The 10,308-nt window shown below is 76.8% G+C and carries 10 protein-coding genes and 1 pseudogene; 10 read left to right on the forward strand and 1 reads right to left on the reverse strand.

Features of this window, described 5'->3' with window-relative positions:
- Positions 1 to 31 precede the first annotated feature (31 nt).
- The 10 genes and pseudogenes from ABZV78_RS21755 (at position 32) to ABZV78_RS21800 (ending at position 9,410) form a co-directional block, all read left to right on the forward strand.
- Entirely contained in the window at positions 32 to 778 is a 747-nt protein-coding gene (locus ABZV78_RS21755; RefSeq protein WP_355641178.1) for an ABC transporter permease, read from the forward strand.
- 40 nt (positions 779 to 818) lie between these two features.
- Positions 819 to 1,406: pseudogene (locus tag ABZV78_RS21760) on the forward strand (glycogen debranching N-terminal domain-containing protein); the annotation flags it as partial.
- 1,699 nt (positions 1,407 to 3,105) lie between these two features.
- Positions 3,106 to 3,276, forward strand: a complete 171-nt coding sequence (locus ABZV78_RS21765; RefSeq protein ID WP_355641194.1) for a DUF2231 domain-containing protein — start codon at positions 3,106 to 3,108, stop codon at positions 3,274 to 3,276.
- Positions 3,277 to 3,457: 181 nt separating this feature from the next.
- The gene (locus ABZV78_RS21770) at positions 3,458 to 4,375 is read left to right on the forward strand and encodes an NADP-dependent oxidoreductase (protein WP_355641180.1); all 918 of its coding nucleotides are present in this window, start codon (positions 3,458 to 3,460) and stop codon (positions 4,373 to 4,375) included.
- A gap of 38 nt (positions 4,376 to 4,413) precedes the next feature.
- On the forward strand, positions 4,414 to 5,601 hold the full coding sequence (gene dinB / locus ABZV78_RS21775; protein WP_355641182.1) for a DNA polymerase IV: 1,188 nt from the start codon (positions 4,414 to 4,416) through the stop codon (positions 5,599 to 5,601).
- Positions 5,602 to 5,623: 22 nt separating this feature from the next.
- Complete coding sequence (locus tag ABZV78_RS21780; RefSeq protein WP_355641195.1) at positions 5,624 to 6,019, forward strand: VOC family protein; 396 nt, start codon at positions 5,624 to 5,626, stop codon at positions 6,017 to 6,019.
- Between the two features lie 114 nt (positions 6,020 to 6,133).
- The gene (locus ABZV78_RS21785) at positions 6,134 to 7,066 is read left to right on the forward strand and encodes a hypothetical protein (protein WP_355641184.1); all 933 of its coding nucleotides are present in this window, start codon (positions 6,134 to 6,136) and stop codon (positions 7,064 to 7,066) included.
- A complete protein-coding gene (locus ABZV78_RS21790; RefSeq protein WP_355641186.1) occupies positions 7,063 to 7,512 on the forward strand; it encodes an ABA4-like family protein in 450 nt (149 codons plus the stop codon). Before ABZV78_RS21785 ends, ABZV78_RS21790 begins: the two co-directional genes overlap by 4 nt.
- Positions 7,513 to 7,521: 9 nt before the next feature.
- The gene (locus tag ABZV78_RS21795; protein ID WP_355641188.1) at positions 7,522 to 8,787 is read left to right on the forward strand and encodes a histidine kinase; all 1,266 of its coding nucleotides are present in this window, start codon (positions 7,522 to 7,524) and stop codon (positions 8,785 to 8,787) included.
- Entirely contained in the window at positions 8,784 to 9,410 is a 627-nt protein-coding gene (locus ABZV78_RS21800; protein WP_355641190.1) for a response regulator transcription factor, read from the forward strand. The genes ABZV78_RS21795 and ABZV78_RS21800 overlap by 4 nt, the downstream gene beginning before the upstream one ends.
- A gap of 13 nt (positions 9,411 to 9,423) precedes the next feature.
- Here the strand turns inward: ABZV78_RS21800 and ABZV78_RS21805 are convergent, their stop codons facing one another.
- Positions 9,424 to 10,137, reverse strand: a complete 714-nt coding sequence (locus tag ABZV78_RS21805; protein WP_355641192.1) for an RraA family protein — start codon at positions 10,135 to 10,137, stop codon at positions 9,424 to 9,426.
- Between the last annotated feature and the right edge of the window lie 171 nt (positions 10,138 to 10,308).

The raw sequence follows: 10,308 nt of genomic DNA on the forward strand, positions 1-10,308 counted from the left end.
GCCGGCCGGCCCACCGGCCTAAGATCATCGGGTGAGCGGCGGCACGGTACCGATCGGCCCGGCGCTGGTCGTCGCGCTCACCGCGCTCACCCTGGCCGGCGCCGCCGTGCTCCGGCTCACCGGACTCGGCCGGGCCCGGACCGTGCTCACCGCGGCGGCCCGGGCCACCGTCCAGCTCGGCGCCGTCTCGCTGGTCATCGTCGCGGTGCTCGGCGCCTGGTGGAGCACCGCCGCGTTCGTGCTGCTCATGTACGTCGTCGCCGCGGTCACCGCGCGCCGCCGGATCGGGGCGGAGGCGGCGGCCCGGGTCGCCCCGCTGGCCATCGCGGCCGGGGTGGCGCCCAGCCTGGCCGTGCTGCTGGCGAGCCGGGCCCTGCCGGCGACCCCGCTGGTGGTGCTGCCGACGGCCGGCATCCTCATCGGCGGGGCGATGACCGCGACCAGCCTGGCCGGCCGGCGCACCCTCGACGAGCTGCGCACCCGGCACGGCGAGTACGAGGCCGGGCTGGCCCTGGGGCTGCTCCCCCGCGACGCCGCGCTGGAGGTCTGCCGTCCGGCCGCCGGGCAGGCCCTCGTCCCGGCGCTGGACCAGACCCGCACGGTCGGGCTGGTCACCCTGCCCGGCGCGTTCGTCGGGGTGCTGCTCGGCGGGGCCGGGCCGGTCCGCGCCGGGGCCACCCAGCTGCTGATCCTGCTCACCCTGCTGGCCGTGGAGGCGGTGGCCATCGCGGTGGTCGTCGAGCTGCTCGTCCGGGACCGGGCCCGCACCGCGCCCTGACCGGCGTGTAGTGGGGGCGCGAAGGGGTAACGGCGGGCGGATGACCGGGGTCCGCAACCTGCGCGTCCGACCCGACCTGCTCTACGTCGCGAGCGGGTGGAGCACCCTGGTCACCGACGTCCGCGGCCGGATCGCCGGGACGGACCCGCAGGGCTTCTTCGCCCGCAACACCCGGGTGCTCAGCCGGGAGCGGATCACCGTGGACGGCCGCGAGCCGGTGCCGTTCGCCACCGCCAACGTGGGCGGGCACGCCCAGCTCTCCTACGCCGAGTTGCGCGACGGCGAGGAGCTGCCGTCGCGGGCCGCGTACCTGACCGTGGAGCGGTTCGTCGGCCGCGGGCTGCGCACCCGGTTCACCGTGGTCAGCTACGCCACGCGGCCGTTGCGGTTCCGGCTGCGGGTGGCGGTCGAGGCGGACTTCGCCGACACCAGCGAGGCCGAGGCGGGCCACCGGCTCCAGGTCGGCGAGGTGCGCACCGGGTGGGATCCGGCCGCGGCCGAGCTGCTGCTCGGCTACCGGCACGAGGGCCTGGACCGCGCGGTGGCGGTCCGGCTGCGCGCCTCCGCCCCGGTGGCGTACGCCGACGGCGGGTTCACCGTCGACCTGGCGGTGCCGGCGGGCGGCAGCGTCGCCGTGGACCTGCTCGTGGAGCCGGTCTTCGACGGGACCCGGCTGCCCGCGCCCCCGGCCGCCTTCGCCGAGCCCGACGACCCGGCCGGCCGGGCCCGGGCCCGACTCGACGCCGAACTGGCCCGGCTGAGCAGCAGCAACTTCGACGTCACGGCGGCCTGGCGGTGCGCCGTACGCGACCTGGCCGTGCTGCCGCTCGGCGAGCCGGCCGGCCCGACGGCGCCGATCGCCGGCCTCCCCATCTACCAGGAGATCTTCGGCCGGGACACGATGACCGCCTCCTGGCAGGCGCTGCTGGCCGGCCCCACCATGCTGGCCGACAGCCTCCGGCTCAACGCCGGGCACCTGGGGCGGCGGCTGGACGACTGGCGGGACGAGGAACCCGGCAAGCCGCTGCACGAGGCCCGGCAGGGGCCGGTCTCCCTGCTCGGGCTGAACCCCTTCACGGCCTACTACGGCGACTGGTCCACGGCGCCGGACTTCCTGGTCTTCCTCGGCCAGTACCTGGCCTGGACCGCCGACCTGGACACGGTGCGGGAGCTGCTGCCCACGGCGAGCCGGGCGCTGGAGTGGATCGAGCGGTACGGCGACCCCGACGGCGACGGCTTCCTCGACTACCACTGCCGCTCCCCGGGCGGGCTGAAGAACCAGGGCTGGAAGGACTCGGACACCGCGATCGTCGACGAGCGGGGCGAGGTGGTGCCGAACCCGATCGCCAGCAGCGAGCTGCAGGGCTACTGGTACGCCGCCCTGCGGCACGCCGCCGCGGTGTTCACCGTGACCGGGCACCCGGCCCGGGGCGCCGCCCTGCTGGCCCGGGCCCGGGCGCTGCGCCGGCGGTTCCACCGGGCGTACTGGCTGCCCGACCGGGGCTGCTACGCGATGGCGCTGGGGCCGGACGGGCGGCCGGTCCGGTCGACCAACTCGAACGACGGTCACCTGCTCGCCACGGGCATCGTGCCCGCCCGGGTGGCCGAGAAGGTGGCCGACCGGCTGCTCGCCCCCGACATGTTCAGCGGGTGGGGGGTGCGGACCCTGTCGGCAGAGCACCCGGCCTACAACCCGTTCAGCTACCACCGGGGCAGCGTCTGGCCGGTGGAGGCGGGCACCATCGGCCTGGGACTGGCCCGGTACGGCTGCTGGCCGCACCTGCACCGGCTGGCCGGGGGCATGTTCGACGCCGCGGCGCTGTTCGCGGAACACCGGCTGCCGGAGGTGCTCAGCGGCCTGCCCCGCGACCCGGCCCACCCGCATCCGGGCGTCTACCCGAATTCGTGCTCTCCGCAGGCCTGGGTCGGCCAGCGCGGTGGTCGCCCTGGTCCAGGCCCTGCTGGCGCTGCGCCCGGCCGCGCCGCTGCGCGCGGTGCTGATCGACCCGCACCTGCCCGAGTGGCTGCCCGACCTGCGGCTGGAGGGGGTGCGGGTGGGCGGCGCGACGGTGGACCTGACGGTGCGGCGCCAGCGCGGCGGGCGTACGTCGGTGCGGGTGCGGGGCGACCGGCTCACGGTGCTCCGCCGCCCGCCCCGGCAGGCGATCGCCCTCGCGCGGCGGGAGGTGTAGCCGGCAGCGGGCGGGGAAACCGGCCGCGCCTGGGGGCCGAGAAGGAAGGACCGGTATGGAGAGTCGCGCGAAGGCGATGGGGCACGGAATCCACCCATCTTGATCGTGTTCCCGCTCGGACTGCTCGCCACCTCGGTGATCTTCGACATCCTCTACCTGGTCACCGACCGGACAGGCTTCCAGATCTCCGCCACGTACACCATCGCCGCCGGCGTGATCGGCGGCCTGGTCGCGGCGGTGTTCGGCCTGATCGACTGGCGGGCCATCCCGGCCGGCACCCGCGCCAAATCGAGCGGCTGGGCGTGAGCGTGAGTGACGGGGCGGGCGTGAACGCGCCGAGTTCGCTGTCCCGCCGGCCGCGCGCCCGCGGCGCCTGATCCCCGCGGCGCCGGAACCGATCCGGGTGTAGCCGGTCCCCCGTCGGGAACCCCGCCCCGGCCGGGGCGGCCGACGGGGCGCCGCCGGGCGCGGGAGAAGGGACGAGCGGATGCGGGCGATCACTCTCGACCGGGACGGGGCGGCGCCGGCCGCCCGGGACGACCTGGCCCGGCCCAGTCCCGGCCCGGACGAGGTGCTGGTCCGGGTGCGGGCGTCCTCGATCAACGCCTTCGACCGGAAGGCGGCGGACGGGGCCATGCGGGGGGCGATGGACTACCGGTACCCGGTCGTGCTCGGCAAGGACTTCGCCGGCGAGGTCGAGGCGATCGGCGACACCAGCCCGTTCCGCGTCGGCGACCCGGTGTTCGGGGTGCTCATGCGCCCCCACCTGGGCGACGGCACGTGGGCCGAGTACGTGACCGTGGGCGGCGCCGACGGCGTCACCCGCGTACCCGACGGCGTCGAGCTCGCCACGGCGGGCGTGCTCGGGCTGGCCGGCGCCACCGCCCTCGACTCGCTCGACGCGCTGGCCGTCCGGCCGGACGACACGGTGCTGGTGGCCGGGGCGACCGGCGGCGTCGGCGCGTTGGCCGTGCAGTACGCCCGGCTGGCCGGCGCCCGGGTCGTCGCCACCGCCCGCCCCGGCCCCGCCACCGACTTCGTCCGGGACCTGGGCGCCGCCGAGGTGGTCGACTACACCGGCGACCTGACCGGGCAGGTACGCGCGCTCGCCCCGGACGGCGTCTCGGCGGTGGTGCACCTCGCCGGTGACGGCGCGTCGCTGGCCGGGCTGCTCGCCGCCGACGGGCGGCTGGCCTCCACCATCGGCTTCGGCCCGGACCAGCACCCGGCGGCCGTCTCGATCTTCGGCAGGCCCGAGCGGAAGACGCTGGACCGGCTCGCCGACGACGTGCTGGCCGGCCGCGTCCGGGTGCCGGTCGACCGCCGCTACGAGCTGGCCGAGGTGCCCCGGGCCCTGGCGGAGTTCACCGGCGCCCTGGGCAAACTCGCGATCAGCATGCCCTGACCGGCCCGACATTCGAACATCTGTGCGAACATGTGGTCGTGTCGAGCGAGGCCACCATCCTGCACGCCGACCTGGACGCGTTCTACGCCTCGGTCGAGCAGCGCGACGACCCCCGGCTGCGGGGCCGGCCGGTGATCGTCGGCGGCGGCGTGGTCCTCGCCGCCAGCTACGAGGCGAAGGCCCGCGGCGTGTGCAGCGCCATGGGCGGCCGGCAGGCCCGGCGGCTCTGCCCGGACGCCGTCGTGGTGCCGCCCCGGATGGCGGCCTACACGGCGGCCAGCCGGGCGGTGTTCGAGATCTTCCGGCGGACCACCCCGCTGGTCGAGGGGCTCAGCATCGACGAGGCGTTCCTCGACGTCGGCGGGCTGCGCCGGCTGGTCGGCCCGCCCGCCGACATCGCGGCGGAGCTGCGCCGGGAGGTACGCCGGCAGGTCGGCCTGCCGATCACCGTCGGGGTGGCCCGGACCAAGTTCCTCGCCAAGGTGGCCAGCGGGGTGGCCAAGCCGGACGGGCTGCTGGTCGTCGCGCCGGAGGGCGAGCTGGCCTTCCTGCACCCGCTGCCGGTGGAGCGGCTCTGGGGCGTGGGCCCGATCACCGCCGCGAAGCTGCGCGAGCGGGGCATCCGGACCGTCGGGCAGGTGGCCCGGCTCGACGAGCCCACCCTGGTGTCGCTGCTCGGCGCGGGCGCCGGCCGGCACCTGCACGCCCTCGCCCACAACCGCGACCCGCGGGCCGTGCAGGTAGGGCGGCGGCGCTCCTCGATGGGCGCCCAGCACGCGCTGGGCCGCGCGCCGCACTCCCCGGCCGAGTTGGACGCCGTGCTGGCCGGGCTGGTCGACCGCGTGACCGGGCGGATGCGGGCGGCCCGGCGCACCGGCCGCACCGTGACCCTGCGGCTGCGCTTCGCCGACTACACCCGGGCCACCCGCGCGCACACCCTGGACAAGCCGACCGCGCAGACCGGGCCGTTGCGGGCCGCCGCCCGGTCGCTGCTGCGCGCCGCGCTGCCGGAGATCGAGACCCGGGGCGTCACGCTGATCGGGGTCGCCGTCGGCAACCTGGACGACGGGCACGTGCAGCTCACCCTGCCGTTCACCCGCGACCCCGGGCCGGCGCTGGACGCCGCCGTGGACGCGGTGCGGGACCGGTTCGGGTCGCGGGCGCTGACCCGCGGGGTGCTGCTCGGCCGCGACCCCGGCCTCGAGATGCCCATGCTGCCCGACTGAGGGGTACGGTCGCCCGGTGTCGATGTTCCGCACCCCGCAGGTGATCCTCTTCAGCGAGGACGTGCCCCGGGCCGCCGCCTTCTACGCCGGGCTGGGCTTCACCGAGACCTTCCGGGTGCCCGCCGAGGGCCCGCCGATCCACGTCGACCTGACGCTCGACGGCTACCGGATCGGCATCGCCTCGGTGGCGTCCACCCGGGACGACCACGGGCTCGACCCGGTGCCGAGCGGGCAGCGCGCCGCCGTGGTGCTCTGGACCGACAACACCGCGGCCGCGTACGCGACGCTGACCGCCGCGGGCGCGCCCGCGCTCGCCGCCCCGCACGTCTGGCTGGACCGGCTGCTCATCGCCTGGACCGCCGACCCGGACGGCAACCCGGTCCAGCTGGTCCAGCACCTGGCGGCCGACCGGCAATGAGCGCGCGGCCGCACGGTCTCCTCCCTGGGTAGGAGGCGCGTCCCGGACCTGCGGCCGGCATCGGGGCTCCAGGTCGGGCGCGACCGGGCAGCCGGGCCACCAGCATCTACAGGCATGACTACCGTGCTGAACCGGGCGGCGCGCTGGCACCGCCCCCTGCTGTTCTTCGTCGCGGCGATGGCGGCGCTCACCGTCGTCGCGGCCGTCGGCGTCCTGGCCGACCCGCGGGTGCTCACCGGCGCGCCGATCTGGCTCAAGCCGCTGAAGTTCGCCGTCTCGTTCGTGCTCTACGGCACCACCCTCGCCTGGATGCTCACCCTGCTGCCGCGCCGCAGCCGGCTCGCCGAGTGGGCCGCCACGGTGATCGTCGCCGCGTCGGTGGTGGAGATGGCGATCATCGTCACCCAGGTGCTGCGCGGCACCACGAGCCACTACAACGGCACCAGCCCGCTGAACGGCGCCCTGTTCTCGGCGATGGGCGCGGCGATCATGGTGCTCTTCGTCGCCCAGGTGGTCATCGGGATCGTGGCGCTGCGGCGACCGGCGGCGGACCGGGTCGCCGCCTACGCCGTCCGGCTGGGCCTCGGCCTGTCCCTGCTCGGCATGCTGGTCGCCGTCCCGATGGTGACCAGCACCCCCGAGTCGGCGCCCGAGGGGATCAGCGGGGCGCACAGCGTCGGCGTGCCGGACGGCGGGCCGGGGCTGCCCCTGGTCGGCTGGAGCACCACCGGCGGCGACCTGCGCATCGGGCACTTCGTCGGGCTGCACGCCCTCCAGGCGCTGCCGGTGCTGGCGATCCTGCTCAACCGCTTCGTCGGCAACCGGCTGGACGAGCGGACCCGGGCCCGGCTGCTGCTCGTCGCCGGCGCCGCGTACGGCGCGGCCACGCTGCTGCTCACCTGGCAGGCGCTGCGCGGGCAGCCGCTGCTGCGCCCGGACGCGCTGACCCTGGCCGTCGCGGCGGCCCTGGTGGTGGCGACGGCCACCGCCGCCGGTACGGTGCTGGCCCGCCGGCAGCGGCGGGCGGCCGTGGTGCTGGTCGCATGACCGGCACGCTGTTCGCCCTGACGTTCGCGGTCGCCGCGCCGTTCTGGGCGCTGATGATCCTGGCGCCCCGCTGGTCGTGGACGGCCCGGATCGTCGGCTCGCCGCTGATCGTGCTGCCGGTCCTGCTGATCTACGCGGTCCTGGTCCTCCCCGCGCTCGGCCGGGTGCTGCCGGTGGTCACCGCGCCGACCCTGGACGGCGTCCGCGACCTGCTGGGCAGCGCGGACGGCGCGGCGGCGGCCTGGGCCCACATGATCGGGTTCGACCTGTTCGTCGGCCGGTGGATCTGGCAGGACAGCCGGGAGCGGGACATGCCGGCGCTGCTCCTGGCGCCGGTGCTGGTGCTGACCATCCTGCTCGGCCCGCTCGGTCTCGCCGTCCACCTCGGACTGCGAACCGGGTGGGCCCGGCCGGCGGTCCCCCCGGCTCCCGGCCGCACCGCCTAGGCTGGCGTCGTGGGCTGGGTGGGGCGCCTGTTCGACGCGCGGGACACGCTCGCGCGGATGCTGCTGCTGGACCTCAGCGGTCTCGGCTACCTGGTCTTCGGCGCCCAGGGCCACCACGCGCCGACAACCACGCAGTGGGCGCTCGCCCTGGTCGCGTTCGCGGTGGCGCTGCTGTGCCACCGCCGGCCGCTGGTGAACCTGGTGGCGCAGGCCGCCCTGCTGGCCGCCGCCTTCCCGCTGGTCGACGACACGACGATCAACCAGGTCGGGGCCAGTTGGGCGTTGCTGGAGCTGACCATGTGGGCCGGGCGGCCCCGGACCATCTGGCTGGCCGCCGGGCTGCTGGTAGCCGTCGACCTGACCGACTCGATCGGCGACCCGGTGCGGCGCCTGCTCTCCGGCGTCTTCGGGCTGACCGTCGAGGTCGGCCTGCCGCTCCTGCTCGGCCTGGTCATCCGGACCACCCGGGAGCTGGCCCGGCAGGCCGAGGAGCGCGCCGCGGCGGAGCAGCAGCGGCGGGAGTCGGAGAGCCGCGCGGCCCGCGCCGACGAGCGCAGCGCCATCGCCCGCGAGCTGCACGACGTGGTGGCGCACCACGTGGCGTCCATGGTGCTGCGGGTCGGGGTGGCCCGGCACGTGCTGCCGGACCTGGACCCACGGGTGAGCGAGGTCTTCGACGACGTGCACGGCACCGGCACGGCGGCCCTGAACGACCTGCGCCACCTGGTCGCGGTGCTGCGCGACCCCGACGGCGTACGCGGCGACGCCGCGCTGACCGCGATCGAGCCGTCGGCGCTCCCGGCGGCGCTGGACGCGGCGGTGGACCGGGCCCGGCAGGCCGGGATCACCGTGGAGGCCGACGTCGACCCGGGGATCGGTTCGCTGGATGCGGTGCGCGGCCAGGCGGTCCTGCGGCTGACCCAGGAGGCGCTGACCAACGTGGCCAAGCACGCCGGCACCGCGGCCCGGGCCCGGCTGGCCGTGTCGGTGGTCGACGGGTCCGTGCGCTGGGAGGTGTCGGACGACGGGCGGGGGTCGGTGCCAGCGGCGGTGCCGGCCGGCGGCGGCCACGGCCTCACCGGGATGCGGGAGCGGGTCGAGGTGCTCGGCGGGCGGCTGGAGGCCGGTCCGACCGGCGCCGGCTGGCGGGTCCGCACCGTCCTGCCGGCCGGAGGCGGCGCGCCCGACGGACCGCCCGCCGCCCCCACCGGCCCGCCCGAGCCGACGGCGCCCCGCCCGCGCCCGGCCGGCCCGCACGCGGCGGAGCCGGCATGATCCGCGTCCTGCTCGTCGACGACCAGCACCTCATCCGCGCCGGCCTGCGCATGCTCTGCGACGCCCAGCCCGACCTGGAGGTGGTCGGCGAGGCCGACAACGGCCGCAAGGCGATCGCCCTCGCCGCGCGGCTGCTGCCCGACGTGGTCGTCATGGACCTGCGGATGCCCGGCGTCGACGGGATCACCGCGACCAGCCGGATCCTCGCCGACCGCCCCGCCACCCGGGTGCTGGTGCTCACCACGTTCGGCGACGACGACCACCTCTACCCGGCGCTGACCGCCGGCGCCTGCGGGTTCCTGCTCAAGGACGCGCCCCCCGCCGACCTGCTCGACGGCGTACGCCGGGCGGCCGCCGGGGACAGCCCGTTCAGCCCGGAGGTGCTGCGGCGGCTGGTCCAGCGGGCCGTGCACGCGCGCGCCGAGACGCCGCGACCGCTGCCCGGCCTCACCACGCGCGAGCGGGACGTGCTGAACCTGGTGGCCGAGGGACTGTCCAACACCGAGATCGCCGACCGGCTGCACATCGGCGTCACCACGGTGAAGACCCACATCACCAGCCTCATGACCAAGACCGACAGCCCCAACCGGGTGCGCCTGGCCCTGTTCGGCCGTGGCGCCTGAGCGCCGGCCGGCCTCACTCCTCGATCGCGCCGCCCACCGCGCGCAGGTGTTCCCGGAAGGTCAGCGCCGGGTTCTCCGCCCGGCCCGCCAGGTAGGCCCCGAACCCGACCTGCGCCCGCAGCGGCTCGCCGGCCCGGATCCGGTCGGCCTGCCGCCGCTCGGTGTCCCGGATGGACTCGGCCAGGTCCAGCAGCTCGCCGACCCGGCCGGCCGGCACGAAGAGGACGCCGTCCTCGTCGCCCAGGGCCACGTCGCCGGGGTCGATCGTCCACTGTCCCACCCGCGCCGACGCCAGCGCCTCGGCCGGCCGCGGGTCCAGCCGCTGCGGCCCGGTGGGCGTGGCGCCCAGGCTGAACACCGGCAGCCCGACGGCCCGGATGTCGCCGGTGTCCCGGTGCAGGCCCCAGACCACGAGGCCGGCCAGGCCGGCGGCCTGCGCCTCCAGCACCACGAGGTCGCCGACGCAAGCCTCGTCGGCGCGCCCGTCGTTGTCCACCACCAGCACGTCGCCGGGGGCGGCCCGGTCGATCGCCTCCAGGAAGATGTCGACGCTGCCGGCGTGCCGGGCCGGCAGCACCCGGCCGGCCAGCGGCCCGCCGGCCAGCACCGGACGTACGCCGGCCGGGGCGCAGCGCACCGGGACGGCGGCCCGCAGGCAGGCGTCGGCGACGTGGGCGGTGGTCAGTGCGGCGAACCGCCGGGTCAGCTCCGCGGGATCGATGCTCATGGGCCGACGCTAGCCAGCGGGCGCGGTCGTGGGAGGGGCCAGTTCGCGGCTCGTGGCTCCGGTCGCCGCGACCGGCAGCCGGGGCGGTCAGGTCGGGCGGGGCGTGCGCGTCGGCGGGCGGAACAGGTCGGGGCGGCCGCGGGCGCGCCGGGCCACCCGGGTCCGCCGCCG

It is taken from the genome of Micromonospora sp. NPDC004540, from assembly GCF_040610095.1.
Lineage (GTDB): Bacteria > Actinomycetota > Actinomycetes > Mycobacteriales > Micromonosporaceae > Micromonospora.